Annotated in this window: 17 protein-coding genes; 9 read left to right on the top strand and 8 right to left on the bottom strand. The window is 65.8% G+C overall.

Annotated elements, in window-relative coordinates; all coding sequences use genetic code 11:
- Positions 1 to 254: 254 nt before the first annotated feature.
- Entirely contained in the window at positions 255 to 2006 is a 1752-nt protein-coding gene (locus tag DM373_RS17890; protein WP_110994844.1) for an SH3 domain-containing protein, read from the top strand.
- 11 nt (positions 2007 to 2017) lie between these two features.
- On the opposite strand, the gene DM373_RS17885 is transcribed toward DM373_RS17890, so the two are convergent.
- The 4 genes from DM373_RS17885 to DM373_RS17870 form a co-directional block, all read right to left on the bottom strand.
- Positions 2018 to 3271 (bottom strand): OprD family porin, encoded by a 1254-nt coding sequence (locus DM373_RS17885; RefSeq protein WP_110994843.1) that lies wholly within the window; start codon positions 3269 to 3271, stop codon positions 2018 to 2020.
- Positions 3272 to 3338: 67 nt separating this feature from the next.
- The gene (locus DM373_RS17880; protein WP_110994842.1) at positions 3339 to 4643 is read right to left on the bottom strand and encodes a CitMHS family transporter; all 1305 of its coding nucleotides are present in this window, start codon (positions 4641 to 4643) and stop codon (positions 3339 to 3341) included.
- Positions 4644 to 4763: 120 nt separating this feature from the next.
- Positions 4764 to 6077: a dicarboxylate/amino acid:cation symporter gene (locus tag DM373_RS17875; RefSeq protein WP_110994841.1), complete on the bottom strand. Its 1314-nt coding sequence runs from the start codon at positions 6075 to 6077 to the stop codon at positions 4764 to 4766.
- A 60-nt stretch (positions 6078 to 6137) separates the two neighbouring features.
- Positions 6138 to 7217 carry a 4-oxalomesaconate tautomerase gene (locus DM373_RS17870; protein ID WP_110994840.1) on the bottom strand — a complete coding sequence of 360 codons (1080 nt, stop codon included), beginning with the start codon at positions 7215 to 7217 and terminating at the stop codon, positions 6138 to 6140.
- A gap of 209 nt (positions 7218 to 7426) precedes the next feature.
- On the opposite strand from DM373_RS17870, the gene DM373_RS17865 reads away from it, so the two are divergent.
- Entirely contained in the window at positions 7427 to 8320 is an 894-nt protein-coding gene (locus DM373_RS17865; protein ID WP_110994839.1) for a LysR family transcriptional regulator, read from the top strand.
- 4 nt (positions 8321 to 8324) lie between these two features.
- On the opposite strand, the gene DM373_RS17860 is transcribed toward DM373_RS17865, so the two are convergent.
- Entirely contained in the window at positions 8325 to 9224 is a 900-nt protein-coding gene (locus DM373_RS17860; protein WP_110994838.1) for a MerR family transcriptional regulator, read from the bottom strand.
- A gap of 120 nt (positions 9225 to 9344) precedes the next feature.
- Here DM373_RS17860 and DM373_RS17855 point away from each other — a divergent pair, with 120 nt between their 5' ends.
- The 7 genes from DM373_RS17855 (at position 9345) to DM373_RS17825 (ending at position 14879) form a co-directional block, all read left to right on the top strand.
- The gene (locus DM373_RS17855; RefSeq protein WP_110994837.1) at positions 9345 to 9791 is read left to right on the top strand and encodes a PAS domain-containing protein; all 447 of its coding nucleotides are present in this window, start codon (positions 9345 to 9347) and stop codon (positions 9789 to 9791) included.
- A gap of 128 nt (positions 9792 to 9919) precedes the next feature.
- Positions 9920 to 10342 (top strand): nuclear transport factor 2 family protein, encoded by a 423-nt coding sequence (locus tag DM373_RS17850; protein WP_110994836.1) that lies wholly within the window; start codon positions 9920 to 9922, stop codon positions 10340 to 10342.
- Entirely contained in the window at positions 10339 to 11091 is a 753-nt protein-coding gene (locus DM373_RS17845) for an SDR family NAD(P)-dependent oxidoreductase (protein ID WP_110994835.1), read from the top strand. Before DM373_RS17850 ends, DM373_RS17845 begins: the two co-directional genes overlap by 4 nt.
- Before the next feature lie 6 nt (positions 11092 to 11097).
- The gene (locus tag DM373_RS17840; protein ID WP_110994834.1) at positions 11098 to 12345 is read left to right on the top strand and encodes an NAD(P)/FAD-dependent oxidoreductase; all 1248 of its coding nucleotides are present in this window, start codon (positions 11098 to 11100) and stop codon (positions 12343 to 12345) included.
- Positions 12342 to 13154: a DUF1365 domain-containing protein gene (locus DM373_RS17835; protein WP_110994833.1), complete on the top strand. Its 813-nt coding sequence runs from the start codon at positions 12342 to 12344 to the stop codon at positions 13152 to 13154. The genes DM373_RS17840 and DM373_RS17835 overlap by 4 nt, the downstream gene beginning before the upstream one ends.
- Entirely contained in the window at positions 13129 to 14388 is a 1260-nt protein-coding gene (locus tag DM373_RS17830) for an SAM-dependent methyltransferase (protein WP_110994832.1), read from the top strand. Before DM373_RS17835 ends, DM373_RS17830 begins: the two co-directional genes overlap by 26 nt.
- Before the next feature lie 2 nt (positions 14389 to 14390).
- Entirely contained in the window at positions 14391 to 14879 is a 489-nt protein-coding gene (locus tag DM373_RS17825; protein ID WP_110994882.1) for a DUF2878 domain-containing protein, read from the top strand.
- Here DM373_RS17825 and DM373_RS17820 read toward each other — a convergent pair.
- Genes DM373_RS17820 through DM373_RS17810 form a run of 3 tightly spaced genes read right to left on the bottom strand, consistent with a single transcriptional unit; the run spans position 14829 to position 16089 of the window.
- On the bottom strand, positions 14829 to 14999 hold the full coding sequence (locus tag DM373_RS17820; RefSeq protein ID WP_110994831.1) for a DUF2256 domain-containing protein: 171 nt from the start codon (positions 14997 to 14999) through the stop codon (positions 14829 to 14831). The genes DM373_RS17825 and DM373_RS17820 overlap by 51 nt on opposite strands.
- Positions 14996 to 15532, bottom strand: coding sequence for a DUF3833 domain-containing protein (locus DM373_RS17815; RefSeq protein ID WP_110994830.1), 537 nt, complete (start codon positions 15530 to 15532; stop codon positions 14996 to 14998). The genes DM373_RS17820 and DM373_RS17815 overlap by 4 nt, the downstream gene beginning before the upstream one ends.
- Positions 15533 to 15534: 2 nt before the next feature.
- Positions 15535 to 16089: a chalcone isomerase family protein gene (locus DM373_RS17810; RefSeq protein WP_110994829.1), complete on the bottom strand. Its 555-nt coding sequence runs from the start codon at positions 16087 to 16089 to the stop codon at positions 15535 to 15537.
- Positions 16090 to 16246 lie beyond the last annotated feature (157 nt).

The raw sequence follows: 16246 nt of genomic DNA, 5'->3' as shown, positions 1-16246 counted from the left end.
CATCAAGCCCAGAGAAGGGTAAACGACGACCCTGAGCAGTTCGCCAGACGGAACTTGTTTCAGGGAGACGTTCATGTCGCCTTTTGTGCCTCCAACGGCGTATGAGCACGCACCGCAGCGTGCCGACCATCATCTGCCCGCCCCCTCCATACGCCTCACGCCCTGTGCGCTGCGCAATGGCGATTGCCCATGCCCCGCCCCTGAGAAATACCCCCACACCTTGCGCAACCGCCCCTTCACCGGAGGGTTCTGACATGCCAGGCACTCAGGATATTCGCTGGTTCAAGGAGCAGTTCCAGCAGGACATGACCCAGGCGATCATCGGCACACCCTTGACGGTGGACCACCTCACCGCACTGGCCTGCCAGGAGACCGGCAGCATCTGGCCGTTCCTGCGCAAGGCCAAGCTGCCCTTGGCCCAGGTCACCGCGCTGTGTGTCGGCGATACGCTGGACGACACCGCCGGGCGCAAGGCCTTCCCGCGGAACAAGGCCGAACTGCTGCTGCGCCCGCGTGGCGACCTGATGTTCGCCATGGGCCACCAGGCACTGGTGGACATGGCCAGGTTCGTGCCGGGTTACCAGGACGTGGCCAAGAAGCCCAACAAGTTCTGCCACGGCTATGGCGTGTTCCAGCTGGACCTGCAGTTCTTCAAGCCCGAGCCCGATTTCTTTCTCGATCGCCACTGGGCGACGTTCAGCGGCTCCCTGGGCCGCGCGATGGACGAACTCAAGGGCGCGCTTCGACAACTGGGCTTCGAGCAGCGCCGGCAACCGCTCAGCGACCTGGAATTCGCCCAGGTGGGCATCGTCTACAACACCGGTGGTTTCGTCCCCTCGAAAGGCTTGAAGCAGGGGCACAAGAGCGATGATCGATTCTATGGCGAGAACCTGTTCGACTTCATTCGCCTGTGCCACACGGTAGCAACCGACCCGGCACAGCCTGCCCTGCCCACGCCAGCCCCCGGCCAGGCCATCGTGGCGCCGCCCAGCCCGCTCTCCGGCAAGGGTACGGCGATGCGGGTGGATACCCGCGAAGGCATGCTGCGTGTGCGCAGCCAACCCTTCATCAGTACACCGGAACAGGCCAACGTCGTGGCGAACCTGCCGGATGGGCACCCGGTACGGGTCTTGAGCAAAACGGCTGAAAACGGCTTCGTCAGCATCGAAACCAGTTTGTCCGGCGCACGCGTGCGCGGTTTCTGCGCCAAGCGTTTCCTGGTGCCGGCGGCTGACGACGCGGTGATCGAGATCACCCAGCCCGCCCCTCAACCCAGCGCCGTACAAGACCAGAGCGCCCTGCTGGCGAGCATACCAGGTGGCTTTGCGATCCCCGCCGTGTTCATGCCGCGCAAGAACGGCGTGGTCACCCGCAGGGCCAACCCGGCTGACGCCCATTCGCTCAACGAAGCCCGGCAGCCCACCCGCCAGGGCTCCAGCGCAGACGAGTTGCGTGAGTCGCTTGCCGCCATCATCCAATGGCTGGCAGTCGACAACACGGCTCACCTTCGCTACCAGCCGCATGACGGGCTGACCTTCTGCAACATCTACGCCCACGACTACTGCCTGCTCGCCGGTGCCTACCTGCCGCGCTGCTGGTGGAGTACGCCGGCCCTGCTCAAGCTCGCCGCAGGCCAACCGGTAACGCCACTGATCGGCGACACCCTGCGGGAAATGCGCGCCAACGACCTGTTCAGGTGGCTGCGTGATTTCGGCCCCGGCTTCGGTTGGCGCCAGACCGGCACGCTGAGCACCCTGCAGGCCGAGGCCAACCAGGGCGCCATCGGCCTGATCGTGGCGCGGCGCAAGGAAGATGGCCGGTCGGGGCACATCGTCATGGTCGTGCCCGAAACCGCCGAGCAAACCGCGCGCCGCGACACCGCCGGCAATGTCATCGCGCCGCTGCAGAGCCAGGCCGGCGCCAGGAACTTCCAGTACGGCCGCGGAACCGCGAACTGGTGGAACGGCGAGCAGTTCGCCGAATTCGCGTTCTGGCTGCATGCCTAGGCCAGGATGCGCTACCACAGGGCGATGTCGTAAGTCAGGTAGATGCGGTTGCTGTCCCGACCACGGGCGAAGTCCGCCCGGTACACATAGTTGCGCAGCTTCACCCCCAGGCCTTTGAAGCTGCCCGACTGCACCACGTACGCCAGTTCCATGTCGCGCTCCCACTCGCTCAGGCCCGCCGTTCCGGAGCGGCCATTGTCGCCACTCAGGTAACGGGCCATGAACGTCAGCCCCGGCACGCCGGCAGCGGCAAAGTTGTAGGCATAGCTGGCCATCCAGGTTTTCTCTTCTTCCTCGATGAACTTACCGATGCCGACGTTGCTGAACGAATACACCGTCGCCCCGCTGATATAAGGCAGCCCTGCCTCGCCATCGAGCACCTGGTAGCCCGTGCCCAAGGTGTGGCCGCTGTGGGTATAGGCCAGTTGGCCGCTGAACATGTCGTTGTCGATGCGGCCGCCGTAGGCCGCGCCGCTGTCGTGGCTCTTGAAATAGCGCAGGTCGGTGGTCAGCACGCCGCCCGCCAGCGGCAGGTCATGCTGGACCCCGCCGAAGTCCTGGCGATAGAAGTGCTCCAGCTCGCCGTGGAAGTAGCTCAAGCGCAGTTGCTTACTGACTGCGTACTCGGCGCCGGCGTAGGTGAAGTCACCCGACGCGCCACCGCCGTAGCCGTCGGCATACAGCCCGGTGCTGTCGGAGGAGTCGCGCTGTTTGAAACGGTCGAGGTGGCCGGCGCTCAGGGTCAGGCCGCTGATGTCGGTGCTGACCAGCTGGGTGCCCTGGTAGGTCTGCGGCAGCAGGCGGGCGTCGTTGTAGACCAGCACCGGGGTCTTGGGCAGCAAGCTGCCGTGCTTGATCACGGTGGCGCCCAGCCGGGCCTTGGCGGTTATCCCGGCACTGGCGAATTCGTCCGCCGCACGGCCGTCGTCATGTACCGGCAGCAGGCCGGTGCCACTGCGCCCGCGCCCCGAATCGAGCTTCACCCCCACCAGTGCCAGGGCATCCACCCCCAGGCCGAGCGGGCCTTGGGTGAAACCGGACTGGTAGTCCAGCAGAAAACCCTGCGCCCATTCCACCCGCTCGCTCTTGGCGTTGGCGGCGGCGCGGGCGCTCAGGCCCTGCTCGTCGCGAAAGTTCTCGTTGAAATACACATTGCGCAGTTGCAGCTTGAGGCTGGCGTCATCGATGAAACCGGCCGCCTGGGCCGCAGGCAAGGTGCAGAACAGCAGGCCGCAAGCGGCCCCACGCTGAAGGGCTCGTGTCATGTTCGGGGACTCTTTTATTGTTATTGGCGCGTTACCGGGCGGCCGCTCGGCCACCCGTCAGGGAGGGTCAGACGAAGAAGGACAGGGCCCCGGTCAGCAGGGCCAGCGCGGTGATCACCAGCGAAGTCAGCACCGCCCACTTCACCGTGGCTTTCTGGAACTCGCCGATGTCACGGTCGACCATGCCGACCAACAGCAAGGTGGACGCCACCAGCGGGCTCATCAGGTGTACCGGTTGCCCAAGCACCGAGGCCCGGGCGATCTCCACCGGGTCGATGCCATAGGCGGCGGCCGCGTTGGCCAGGATCGGCACCACGCCGAAGTAGTAGGCATCGTTGGACAGCACGAAGGTCAGCGGCATGCTGGTGATCGCCACCACCAGCGGGAACCAGTGGCCCCAGGCTTCAGGGATCCAGTCGACCAGGGTCTGCGCCAGCGCATCGACCATCTTGGTGCCAGAGAAGATGCCAGCGAAAATGCCGGCGGCGAATACCAGCAGCACCACGGTCATGGCGTTGCCGGAGTGAGCGAGGATGCGTTCCTTCTGCAATTCGAGCTGCGGGTAGTTGATCATCAAGGCCGCGACGAAGCCGATCATGAACAGGATCGCCGCATGCATCAGGCCCATCACCAGCGCGACCATCACCGCGATCACCAGCACCAGGTTGACGTAGGCCAGGCGCGGGCGCTTGTGCGGTGTGTCTTCCAGGATTGCCTTGATGTAGCAGTTGCCGCCGCCGGATTCGAGCTTGATGTTGCCGATGCGCTTGCGCTCGGCGCGGCCCAGCAGGAAGGCGGTGAACACCACCCAGGCGGCGCCGCCGACCATGGTCGGCAGCATCGGGATGAAGTACTCGCTGGCATCCAGGCCCAGGGCGGCGATGGCCCGGGTGGCCGGCCCGCCCCAAGGGCTCAGGCCGCTCATGATGCTCAGCGACAGCATGGCGATGGTGGCCAGGATCATCGGGTTCATGCCGATGCGCTTGTACAGCGGCAGCATGGCGGCGCAGGTGATCATGTAGGTAGTGGTGCCGTCGCCGTCGAGGGCTACCAGCAGCGACAGCAGCGCAGTGCCCATGGCGATCTTGATCGGGTCGCCGTTGACCCGCTTGAGGATCTTGCGGATCAACGGGTCGAACAGCCCGGCATCGATCATCAGGCCGAAGAACAGAATGGCGAACAGTAGCAGGGCGGCGGACGGCGCGACCGTTTTCAGGCCGTCGAGCATCATCTTGCCGAGGTCCGGGGCAAAGCCACCGATCACGGCGAAGACAATGGGCACCACGGTGAGCGCGACGATCGGCGACAGACGTTTGCTCATGATCAGGTAGGTGAAGGTCACCACCATGACCAGGCCAAGCAATGCGAGCATGGGAATATTCTCTTGTTTTTATGGGGTGTGGCCGCCGCGAGCGCGAACGGCCCCTGCCCCACCCGCGCCTCGCGGCGCTGGGTGGAAGTTTATGTCATTCAGTGCTTGTAAGCGGGCGGGCTAGCTGTGCCGGCGCGGCTCGCCGGCCGGCCAGTGGGCTGGGTTGTCAGCGCTGGCGGCGGGCTGCGGGCCTTCGGCCAGGGTGCGCATCAGCGTCTGCCGGTCACAGGCGTTTTCCGACAGCGAGATGACCACCGTGGCTACCGCGTTGCTGGCAAGGCTAGTCAGCGCCCGCGCCTCGGACATGAAGCGGTCGACACCGATCAGCAGCGCCAGCCCCGCCAGCGGGATGTCGTGAATCACGGTCAGGGTCGAGGCCAGCGCAACAAAGCCGCTGCCGGTCACCCCCGCCGCGCCCTTGGACGACAGCAACATGATTGCCAGCATGGTCAGGGTCTGGCCCAGGGTCAGGTCGATGTTGCAGGCCTGGGCGATGAACACCGCGGCCAGCGACAGGTAGATGGCCGTGCCGTCGAGGTTGAATGAATAGCCGGTGGGCAGCACCAGCCCTACCACGCCCTTCTTGCAGCCCAGGGCTTCGAGCTTCTGCAGCATGCGCGGCAGCACCGGCTCGGTGGACGAAGTACCGAGCACCACCAAAAACTCTTCGCGCAGGTAGCGCAGCAGCCTCCACAGGCTGAAGCCATTGGCCCGGCACACCCCGCCAAGCACCACCAGCACGAAGAAGGCGCAGGCGATGTACAGGGTCATGACCAGCTTGGCCAGCGCGCCGAGCGAGCTGATGCCGTACTGCCCCACGGTGAACGCCAGGGCGCCGAAGGCGCCCACCGGGGCGAAGCGCATCAGGTAGCCGAAGATCTTGAACACCATCTGCGAGGCCGATTCCAGCACCGTGAGCACCGGCTGGCCGCGCTCGCCCATGGCCGACAGGGCAAAGCCGCACAGCACGGCGAGGAACAGCACCGGCAGCACTTCGCCTTTGTTGAATGCACCGATGAAGGTGTCGGGGATGATGTGCATGAAGAAGTCGACCACACCGAGCTTGGCCGCCGAGTCGGTGTACTGGCTCAGGCCTTGGGTGCTGAGGGTCGACGGATCGATGTTCATGCCCTCGCCCGGACGGAAGATATGCACCGCGGCCAGGCCGATCGCCAGGCTGATCACGGTCAGCACCAGGAACAGCAACAGCGTCTTGCTCATCAGGCGGCCCAGCGAGCGTCGGTCGCTCATGCCGGCGATGCCGGTGACGATGGTGCAGAACACCACCGGTGCGATCATCATCTTGATCAGCTTGATGAAGGCATCACCCAGCGGCTTCAGGGCAACTGCCTGTTGCGCCCAGAAGTGCCCGACCAGCACGCCCAGCAGGACGGCGCAGAGGATCTGGAAGTACAGCGATTTGACCAGTTTCATAAGGCATCACCCATTGTTGGATTTGTGCGGATGCGCTGTGTCGTCCTTGGGTACAGCGGCTCAGCCAGCCAGCCGCCGTGCCGTTGGCGCGTAGACGAAACCTGAGAACAGCCGGCGGGCGGTACGCACCACGGACGCCTGGATCGTCTTGCCGTCCGGCCCGCTGCGCGAAAGCGCCACATCAATGCCGCCGCTGGGGTGCTCGAGGCGCACTTCCTGCAGGCCTTGGGCTGCATCGCCAAGCAGGTTCATGGTGACGGTGCCGGGGCTGACGCAGGCGGTCGCCAGCCCGATTGCACCGGTGATGGCCAGGGCCCGGTGGCAGTTGTGCGGCATGAAGTAGCGCACCTGCAGCGTGCCGCCGAACTTCGCCGGGCTGACCAGCACCGGCTTGGGGATGACCATGCCGCTGACATCACCCAGGCCCATGGCCCGCCCAGCTTTGATGCGCAGTGCTTCCAGGCGCTTGAGCAGGCGGCTGTCGGCATCCAGTTCGGCGGGGCTTTCGCCGCCGTCCAGGCCCAGCTGGCTGGCCTCGACGATCATCATCGGCATGGCCATGTCGATGCAGGTCACCGTCACACCGTCGATCACATCGCTGGTTTGGCCTGTGGGGAACAGTTGCCCGGTCTTGCTGCCGACCGCGTCGAGAAAGGTCAGGTGGATCGGCGCCGCCGTGCCCGGCACGCCATCGATGGCCGTGCGGCCTTCGTAACGGACGATGCCGTTGGGCGTCTCGACCAGGGAATTGACGAAGGTGTTGGTGTTGAGATTGCGGATGCGCACCAGGGTCTTGCCCTCGACGGCCTTGACCAGGCCTTGCTCGATGGCGAACGGGCCCACGGCGCAGAGCATGTTGCCGCAGTTGGGCGCGGTGTCCACGCGGCGCTGGGCCACCATCACCTGGACGAACAGGTAGTCGACATCGGCGTCGGCGTGCAGAGACGGGCTGACAATCGCCACCTTGCTGGTCTGCGGGCTGCCGCCGCCGATGCCGTCGATTTCCAGCTCGTGGCCAGAGCCCATCAGGCGCAGCAGCACTTCATCACGCTCGACCACATTGGTGGGCAGATCCCAGGCATGGAAGATGGGGCCTTTGGAGGTGCCGCCGCGCATGAGCACACAGGGGATTCGTTGCATGTCTAGTGACTCTTGTTGATCAATCGGCTGAATTGATGTTGTGATCGAAAGAGTGACAGGCATGGATAAATCAATCCAATGCAAAGATCGTAGCTATTATTGCGCTTGATAAATCAATCAAACGTAGCTGTTGGTCCCGTGTTCAACCACTGTTTTGTGTGGCGAGCATTGGCCTCATCGCTATATCAAGGACTAAACCGAGAACCGCCATGGAATACGAGCTCCAAGACATCAGATCTTTCGTGAAAATCGCCGAACTTGGCAGCTTCCACGAAGCGGCAGAGGTGCTGCACCTGTCGCAGCCGGCGCTGAGCAGGCGTATCAAGAAGCTCGAAGAGGGCCTGGGCACGCCGCTGCTCGAACGCACCACTCGGCGCGTCAGCCTGACCAGCGTCGGCCGGGATTTTTTGCCCAAGGCACGCCGCCTGCTCGATGATTTCGAGGACTCGATCCTGAGCATCCGCGAGCTGGCCGAACGCCAGAGCGGCCAGGTCACCCTTGCCTGCATCCCCACGGCGGCCTTCTACTTCCTGCCCTCGGTGATCCGCCTGTACAACCAGCAGTACCCGAAGATCCGCATCCGCCTGCTCGACCTCAGCGCCAACGACGGCCTGGAGGCGGTGCTGCGCGGCGAAGCGGACTTCGGCATCAACATGATGAGCGGCCAGCACTCGGACATCGAGTTCGTCTCACTGGTGCAGGAGCCGTTCGTCCTGGCCTGCCGACGCGACCATGAACTGGCATCGCGCAAAGCGGTGACCTGGTCGGAACTGGCCGACTACCGGCTGATCGGCGTTGGCCGCCTGAGCGGCAACCGCATGCTGCTGGACCACGCATTGAGCGGGCTGAGCCTAAGGCCCAAATGGTTCTACGAGGTGCAGCACCTGTCCACGTCCCTGGGGATGGTCGAGGCCGGGCTGGGAGTCTCGGCAATGCCCAGCCTGGCGATGCCCGGGCCCGACCACCCGACCCTGGTCAGCGTCCCGCTCACCGAACCGGAGGTCACCCGCACCCTCGGCCTGGTCTACCGGCGCGGCGCCTCGCTGTCGCCGGCGGCGGAAAAATTCGTGGCGATACTGCTTGAGAAGTGGCGCAGCGGCTGAGCCTTTACAGCTCCAGTTTGCCCCTGAGCAAGGCCGCAAGCTTGGGCCCGGCCTCGGCGCCCTCGCCCTCCAGCAGCGCCAGCGGGATGCCCTGCAACAGCGAGGCAAACTCGGCCAGGCCGTCGCCCAGCAACGCCATCGGGCAGGCGATTTCCAACTGCAAGCTACGCAGCCGCGTGGCCAGGGCCAGGCTGATCGGGCCCTGCACCCTGATCACCAGTGCCGCCGGGCGCATGGCCACGCACAGCAGTGGCAGCTCGTCCAGCGGTTGGCCGTTGCCGAGCACCTCGATACTCTGCTGCTCCCCCCCCAGCAACAGGGCGCTGCACAGCAGCTCCAGCTCGCTGACGCCACCGGCTGCGCTCAACAGCACGCGTGGGGCGGCGGCCTGGTTCAGTTGCAGGCGCAGCAACAGCCGAGCGCGCAGGAAGGTATCGAGGAACAGCCACTGGCTGCGTTGGCCGAACGCCGTGCCGGCTGCCAACTGGCGCCACACCGGCATCAGCACTTCGCGCAGTGCGACGGTTTTGGGGAACAGGGTGAACACCTGGCCATGCAGCGCTTCGAGCGCCTGCCCATCGAAGGCCTGGGTGGCACGCAGCACGGCAGCGCGCCAGTCGTCGAAGGCATCGCTGCCCTGCTCGACCGCCCGGCCCCCTTGCTCGTGCTGACGGGCCAGCAACTCGCCGACCTTGCTGATCGGCAGGCCACTGCCCGTCCAGTGCAGGATGTCGCGGATGCGCTGTACATCCTCGGGGGTGTACAGGCGATGGCCGCCTTCGGTGCGCTGGGGGCTGATCAGCCCGTGGCGGCGCTCCCAGGCGCGCAGGGTCACCGGGTTGATGCCGGTCAGGCTCACCACATCGCGCATGGGCAGCAAATCAGGGGAAATCGCTTCGGTCATCGGGCACGTGGGGGTCTAAGGGCCGGGAACGCCATTCTAAACCCATCCCCGCCTTTTGCGCCGAGCGTTCGTGCGTCATCATGGCGGCCAGCGCGCACGCCACCATTACCCGAGGTTCACATGATCGACGCAAAGCTTCTGCAACTGATGGTCGAGACCTCCAACGACGGCATCGTCGTCGCCGAACAGGAAGGCAGCGACAGCATCCTGATCTACGCCAACCCGGCATTCGAACGCCTGACCGGCTATGCCGTCGACGACATCCTTTACCAAGACTGCCGCTTCCTGCAGGGCCAGGACCATGACCAGCCGGGGCTTGCGAACATCCGCGAGGCGATCCGCGACGGCCGCCCTTGCCGCCAAGTGCTGCGCAACTACCGCAAGGACGGCAGCCTGTTCTGGAACGAGCTGTCGATCACCCCCGTGCACAATGAGGCCGACCAGCTGACCTATTTCATCGGCATTCAGCGCGACGTCAGTGCACAGGTATGCGCCGAGCAGAAAGTCCGCGAGCTGGAAGCCGAGGTGGCGCAGTTGCGCCAGCAGCTGGCCAACAGCAACCACTGATGTACACGCCTGTGGGAGCGGGCCCTTCTAAAATTGTACAAATTGATTGACTTGTATAGTTTTGCACATAGGCTTCAGGTATACCTGTACAAAAATCGCTCCGTGTACAGGATTGCCTGGAGCCGTGCATGTCCGACTACCTGCAAACCTTCGCCGAACGCTTCGCCGGCTTGAACGCTGGCAACCTCCAGCGCCTCGACGAGCTGTACAGCGAAGCGGTGACCTTCCGCGACCCCCTGCACCAGATCGAGGGCCTGCCTGCCCTGCGCGCCTACTTCGCCACGCTGTACGCCAACGTGCAGGACATCCGCTACGACTTCCACGGCGCCGACCAGGTACAGCCGGGCCACGGCTACTTGCGTTGGACCCTGCATTTTTGCCACCCGCGCCTGGCCGGCGGAAGGCCGATCAGCCTTGACGGCTGCAGCCACCTGCGGTGGCGCGAGCACGTCGATTTTCACCAGGACTACTTCGATGCCGGCGCGCTGCTGTACGAGCACGTGCCCGTGGTCGGTGGGCTGATCGGCTGGCTCAAGGGCCGGCTGGCATGAGCCGCTGCTGGTTGACCGGCGCCAGCAGCGGTATCGGCGCCGCCCTGGCGCTGCGCTTGCTGGAACAAGGCCATCAGGTCGCGCTGGGTGGCCGCCAGGCCAGCAACTTGCAGCCACTGACCGAACGCTTTGCAGGCCAGGCGCTATTGGCCGTCGGTGATATCGGCGAGACGTCGCAAGTGGCGCAGATCGCCGCGGATATCGAGCAGCACTGGGGCGCCCTCGACCTGGTGATCCTCAACGCCGGCACCTGCGAGTACCTGGAGCCCGGCCACTTCGACCCGGCGCTGGTCGAACGGGTGATGCGCACCAACCTGCTGGGCCTGTGCCATTGCATCCAGGCCGCCCTGCCCCTGCTACGGCGCGGCCAGCGGCCACATCTGGTGGTGGTGGGCAGCTCGGTGAGCTGGCTGGCGCTGCCACGGGCCGGTGCCTACGGCGCGTCCAAGGCCGCGGTGCGCTACCTGGTCGAGTCGCAGCGCATCGACCTGATCGACGAAGGCATCGATGTCACCCTGGTCAGCCCCGGCTTCGTCGATACCCCGCTGACCCGGCGCAACGACTTCGCCATGCCGCAACTGTGGAGTGCCGAGCGCGCCGCCCGTCATATCGCCGCACGCCTGGCGCAGCGGCCACTGGAAATCAATTTCCCCGGCCTGTTCACCTGCGTGTTGCGCCTGCTCGGCGCGCTGCCGGTGCGCTGGCGCCTGAAGCTGGGCCAGCGCATGGCCCGCCGTGAACAGGGGTAGCCGAACATGCGAATCGCCATCATCGGCAGCGGCATCGCCGGCCTGACCTGCGCCCACCTGCTGTCGCGCCGGCACCAAGTCACGGTGTTCGAGGCCGCCGACTGGATCGGTGGCCACACCCACACCGTCGATGTGCACTGGCGCGGCCAGCACTATGCCGTGGACACCGGGTTCATCGTGTTCAACGACTGGACCTACCCCAGCTTCATCCGCCTGCTGGGCTACCTGGGGGTGGCCTCGCGGCCCACGCAGATGAGCTTTTCAGTGCACGATCCGCGCACAGGCTACGAGTACAACGGCCACACCCTCGACAGCCTGTTCGTCCAACGGCGCAACCTGCTGTCAGCGGGCTTCTGGGGCATGCTGCGGGACATTTTGCGCTTCAACCGCCAGGCCCTCGCCGACCTGGACAACCAGCGCATCGAAGCCACCACCACCCTTGGCGACTACCTGCGCACGCAGCGCTACGGCCAGCATTTCATCGACCACTACATCGTGCCCATGGGGTCGGCGATCTGGTCGATGTCGCGCAGCGACATGCTGGGCTTCCCGCTGCAGTTCTTCGTGCGTTTTTGCCGCAACCACGGCTTGCTGTCGGTCAACCACCGCCCGCAATGGCGGGTGGTCGAAGGCGGTTCGCGCAGTTACCTGGCGCCGCTGTGCCGGCCGTTCGCCGAGCGCATTCGCCTGAACTGCGCAGTCAGGCGGGTCTGCCGTGACGAGGGCGGCGTAACGCTGAACAGCACGGCCGGCAGCGAACGGTTCGACAGCGTGGTGTTCGCCTGCCACAGCGACCAGGCCCTGGCGCTGCTGGAGGCCCCCAGCAGCGAGGAACGCGCGGTGCTCGGCGCCATCCGCTACGCCAGCAACGATGTGCTGCTGCACACCGATACCCGCCTGCTGCCAAGGCGGCGCAAGGCCTGGGCCAGCTGGAACTACCGCCTGGGTGGCAGCGAACAGGCCCCCGCCGCGCTGACCTACGCCATGAACATCCTGCAGGGCATCGAGGCACCGGTGACGTTCTGCGTCAGCCTGAACCAGACCGCCCTGGTGGACCCGGCGCAGATCCTCGCCCGCTTCCAGTACGCCCACCCGCAATACAGCCTGGCGGCACTGGCCGCCCAAGCCCGCCAAGGCGAGTTGCAGGGGCGCCAGCACAGCTATTACTGCGGTGCCTACTGGGCCAACGGCTTTCACGAGGACGGCGTGGTCAGCGCGCTGCAAGTGGCCGAACACTTTGGAGAGCGCCTGTGAACAGCAGCCTGTGCCGCGGCTGGGTCAGCCACCGGCGCCTGACTCCGCGCCCGCATGCCTTTCGCTACCGCATCGGCATGTTCTACCTCGACCTGGCCGAACAGCCCTGGCTGCTCGGCCTGTCGCGCTGGCTCGGGCAGTCGCGCCTGGCCCCGCTTTGCTGGCGTGAAAGCGACTACCTGCCGGCCCTCACCCGCAGCGGCATGCCGCTGGCCCAGGCCGCCCGCCAGCTGGTCGGCCAGGCTACCGGGCAGGCCCCCGAGGGCGCCGTGCACCTGCTCACCCAGCCACGCTGCTGGGGGCTGTCGTTCAACCCGGTGAGTTTTTACTTCTGCCATGACCGCGAGGGCCAGCTCGCGGCGATTCTGCTGGAGGTGCGCAACACCCCCTGGCGCGAACGCTTCCACTATGTGCTGCCGGTGCAGCCAGGCCTGCCCCGGCGGTTCTGCGTGGCCAAGGCCTTCCATGTGTCGCCGTTCATGCCACTGGACATGGAGTACCGCCTGCGCTTTTTCCTCGATGGCCAGCGGCTGCGCATCCACATGGAAAACCACCGCGCAGGGCAGCCGGTGTTCGCCGCCGACCTGGCCCTGGAGCGCCGGGTGCTGAACCGCAGCACCTTGCACCAGCACGTGTTGGCCTTCCCGTGGATGAGCCTGCGCACGCTGTCGGCCATCTACTGGCAAGCCCTGCGCCTGCTGTTCAAGCGCACGCCCCTCCACGATCACCGCGCAAGCCAGGGCAACCTGCGCCTTGGCCAGACCACCCGCGAGGAACCCGAACATGCCCGAACCCACGTTGAGCGTTAGCAAGTCGGCGGGCCTGACACCGCTGCTCGGTGGCCTGGTCAGGAGCGCGGTGCTGGCCCAGTTGCGCCGGATCAGCCGCGGCCAGCTGCGGCTGATCGGCAACGACCGCCAATGGACCTTCGGCGAAACCGGCAGCGCGCTGTACGCCGAAGTCGAGATCGTGGACGAGGCCGCCTGGGGCATGGTTGCCGGCAATGGCTCGATCGGCGCAGGCGAAGCCTATATCCACGGTTACTGGCGCAGCCCTGACCTGGCGGCCGTGACCCGTCTATTCGTCGCCAACCTCGACGTGCTCGATGCCATGGAACGCGGCCTGGCGCGCTTCGCCCGCCCGGCCCTACACCTGTTGCACAGCCTGAATCGCAACAGCCGGCGCGGCGCGCGGCGCAATATCCTGGCCCATTACGACCTGGGCAATGCCCTGTTCGAACGCTTGCTCGACCCGACCATGATGTATTCCGCGGCGCAGTTCGACAGCGCCGAGCAAAGCCTGGAACAGGCGCAGTTGAACAAGCTCGAACGCATCTGCCAGAAGCTCGAGCTCAAGCCCCGCGACCATTTGCTGGAGATCGGCAGCGGCTGGGGCAGCCTGGCCATCCACGCCGCCACCCGCCATGGCTGCCGGGTCACCACCACCACGCTGTCCCAGGCGCAGTACAGCCATACCCTGCAGCGGGTCAAGGCGCTGGGCCTGGAGCGGCGCATCACCGTGCTGTGCGAGGACTACCGCGACCTGCGCGGGCGCTTCGACAAGCTGGTGTCGATCGAAATGATCGAGGCCGTGGGCCACCGTTACCTGCCAACCTATTTCCGCCAGTGCGCCGCGCTGCTCAAGGACGACGGCCTGATGCTGCTGCAGGCCATCACCATCCGCGACCAGCGCTACGCCCAGGCGCGCCGCTCGGTGGATTTCATCCAGCGCTACATCTTCCCCGGCGGTGCCTTGCCCTCGCTCAGCGTGCTGCTCGACACCGCCAGCCGGCAGACCGCGTTGAACCTGCTGCACATGGAGGACTTCGGCCAGGACTATGCACGCACCCTGCGCCACTGGCGCGACAACCTGCGCCTGGCGCGCGGGGCGCTGAGTGAAATGGGTTACGACGACACCTTCCAGCGGCTGTGGGAATTCTACTTGTGCTACTGCCAGGGCGGCTTCGAGGAGCGGGTGATCGGTGTGGCGCAATTGCTGTGGGCCACACCCCAGGCACGCCGGGCACCGCTGCCGGGCGCCTGAGCATGCCGCGCGCCTGGCTGCTGGGCAATGCGCTGTGGCTGCAGGCTGGCTGGTGGGCCTGCGTGCTCGGCGCAACGCGGCCCTGGCTGTTGCTGCTGGTGCCTGCCGGGCTGGCGCTGCACCTGGGCTATTGCCATGACCGCGTGGCCGAAGCACGGGCGCTGTTGCGCGTGACCCTTGCCGGTTGCCTGCTCGACAGCCTGCTGGGCGCACTGGGGGTCTTCAGCTTTGCGCAATGGCCGCTACCCGGCTGGCTGGCCTTGCTGTGGCTGGTGCTGGCCAGCGGCTTGCGCCACAGCCTGGCCTGGGCCATGCGACCGGCCTGGCGTGGGGTGCTGCTGGGTGTGCTGGGCGGCCCGCCGGCCTATCTGGCCGGTGCGCAGCTTGCGGGCGTCGGCCTGCCGCTGGGCTCGCTCGCCACGGCCCTGATGCTGGCGCCGTTATGGGCGCTCGCCTTGCCGCTGGCCTTGCGCCTGGCCGCGTGGCACTGAGCGGCGGCAGCGCTCGGAGCAGTAGCGCACCTGCTGCCAACAACGCGCCCAGCGCTTGCGCCAGGCGAACGGCCGGCCACAGGCCGCGCAGAGCTTGCTCGGCAACAGGCTTTTGTTCATCCGCCGGCCTGGGGCAAACGCCGGAAGAACAAGGTGATCTGCCCGATCTCCACGCCGAACTTGCGCATGCTCGAGCGGTTGATCAGGGTGTCTTCATCCATCAGGTACATCCAGTCGTCCAGGTCCACCTGCCAGTGCTTGCCATCCACCGGCAGATCCAGGCGGTATTGCCAGCGCAGCGCATTGCCCGCCACCTCGCCACGGGCCTCGCCGATCACGTCCCCTGCCCGCCCGCGCCAGCGCCCGGGGCCGTCCGGGGTGAGCGTCCAGGTGCGCTGCTGGCGGGTGCCGTCGCTGTAGACGAAGTGCTCGTCGAGGATCAGCCGCTCGCCTTCACGGCGGCTGTCGATGCGCACGTGGAAGCGCTTGGCCACCTCGCCGTTGCGCTTCTGGAACATACCCCAGGCTTCTACCGGCGTGGCAAAGAACGCCGCCAGGTCCAGGCCCGGTTGCTGCCCGCGGTAGTGTTCGACGCCGACATTGCCGCAACTGCCGAGCAGCAGGCAGGCAAGCACGAATACAAGGTTACGCATGGTCAGCCTCCACGATCTTCTTCAGCCAGCCCGAGCAGGCGTTGGCGCAACTGTGGGTCTCGGGCTCGAGGGTCGAGCCAGATGGCGAAGAACGCCCGGGCGAAGGCCGGGTCGGTGACCTCGGCGCGCAGTTGGCCATCGACATAGAAGCGGCAGCCCTGCCCGGGCAGGTACAGCCCGGTGATACGCATGCCCGGGCGCACGTCGACGAACGCGGCGCGCATGTTGAGTGCCCAGAGTTCGAGGGTTTGCGGGCTCGGCAGCTGCCCGGCCAGGCGACGCATTTCGCTGAGGCTGGCGTCGACCAGCGTGTCGCGGGACAGTGCCCGGTGGTAGCGCAGTTCGAGGGCAAAGGGTTGATCCCAGTGTTGCGGCGAGCCGGCACTGAACAGGCGGGCGCTGTACAGGCGCAGGCCGAACCAGCTGAAATCGCCGCTGCCGGTCAGGTGGACCGGTGGCAGGGCGCTGCGCCAGTCTGCGCAGGCGGGCTGGGTCAGGGCCATGGCCAGGAGGATGGCCAGGGTAATCAGCGTTTGCCTTGCGGGGTTGTGGGCCATTTAGCGAACACCCGGGCGTGTGCGGATACTGTACAAGTATATTTTCTTGTACAGATATTCGTGGCTGAAATCTTGATTTTGTATAGATTTTTTTAGGGTGAGGTTTGGGGCTTAGTGTGTTTGTTTTGATGGATGTATGCGCATTCATTCGTGATGT

Origin of the sequence: Pseudomonas sichuanensis, from assembly GCF_003231305.1 — a bacterium.
Lineage (GTDB): Bacteria > Pseudomonadota > Gammaproteobacteria > Pseudomonadales > Pseudomonadaceae > Aquipseudomonas > Aquipseudomonas sichuanensis.
The sequence above is the reverse complement of the archived record's forward strand: the minus strand, read 5'-3'. Positions and strand labels throughout refer to the sequence as shown.

Excerpts from the sequence above, each read along its gene's own strand:
- DM373_RS17820 (WP_110994831.1), bottom strand. The coding sequence starts at position 14,999 with ATGAACAAAAGCCTGTTGCCGAGCAAGCTCTGCGCGGCCTGTGGCCGG.
- DM373_RS17875 (WP_110994841.1), bottom strand. The coding sequence starts at position 6,077 with ATGAAACTGGTCAAATCGCTGTACTTCCAGATCCTCTGCGCCGTCCTG.
- DM373_RS17845 (WP_110994835.1), top strand. The coding sequence starts at position 10,339 with ATGAGCCGCTGCTGGTTGACCGGCGCCAGCAGCGGTATCGGCGCCGCC.
- DM373_RS17815 (WP_110994830.1), bottom strand. The coding sequence starts at position 15,532 with ATGCGTAACCTTGTATTCGTGCTTGCCTGCCTGCTGCTCGGCAGTTGC.
- DM373_RS17890 (WP_110994844.1), top strand. The coding sequence starts at position 255 with ATGCCAGGCACTCAGGATATTCGCTGGTTCAAGGAGCAGTTCCAGCAG.
- DM373_RS17840 (WP_110994834.1), top strand. The coding sequence starts at position 11,098 with ATGCGAATCGCCATCATCGGCAGCGGCATCGCCGGCCTGACCTGCGCC.
- DM373_RS17830 (WP_110994832.1), top strand. The coding sequence starts at position 13,129 with ATGCCCGAACCCACGTTGAGCGTTAGCAAGTCGGCGGGCCTGACACCG.
- DM373_RS17825 (WP_110994882.1), top strand. The coding sequence starts at position 14,391 with ATGCCGCGCGCCTGGCTGCTGGGCAATGCGCTGTGGCTGCAGGCTGGC.
- DM373_RS17885 (WP_110994843.1), bottom strand. The coding sequence starts at position 3,271 with ATGACACGAGCCCTTCAGCGTGGGGCCGCTTGCGGCCTGCTGTTCTGC.
- DM373_RS17865 (WP_110994839.1), top strand. The coding sequence starts at position 7,427 with ATGGAATACGAGCTCCAAGACATCAGATCTTTCGTGAAAATCGCCGAA.
- DM373_RS17855 (WP_110994837.1), top strand. The coding sequence starts at position 9,345 with ATGATCGACGCAAAGCTTCTGCAACTGATGGTCGAGACCTCCAACGAC.
- DM373_RS17810 (WP_110994829.1), bottom strand. The coding sequence starts at position 16,089 with ATGGCCCACAACCCCGCAAGGCAAACGCTGATTACCCTGGCCATCCTC.
- DM373_RS17850 (WP_110994836.1), top strand. The coding sequence starts at position 9,920 with ATGTCCGACTACCTGCAAACCTTCGCCGAACGCTTCGCCGGCTTGAAC.
- DM373_RS17860 (WP_110994838.1), bottom strand. The coding sequence starts at position 9,224 with ATGACCGAAGCGATTTCCCCTGATTTGCTGCCCATGCGCGATGTGGTG.
- DM373_RS17880 (WP_110994842.1), bottom strand. The coding sequence starts at position 4,643 with ATGCTCGCATTGCTTGGCCTGGTCATGGTGGTGACCTTCACCTACCTG.
- DM373_RS17870 (WP_110994840.1), bottom strand. The coding sequence starts at position 7,217 with ATGCAACGAATCCCCTGTGTGCTCATGCGCGGCGGCACCTCCAAAGGC.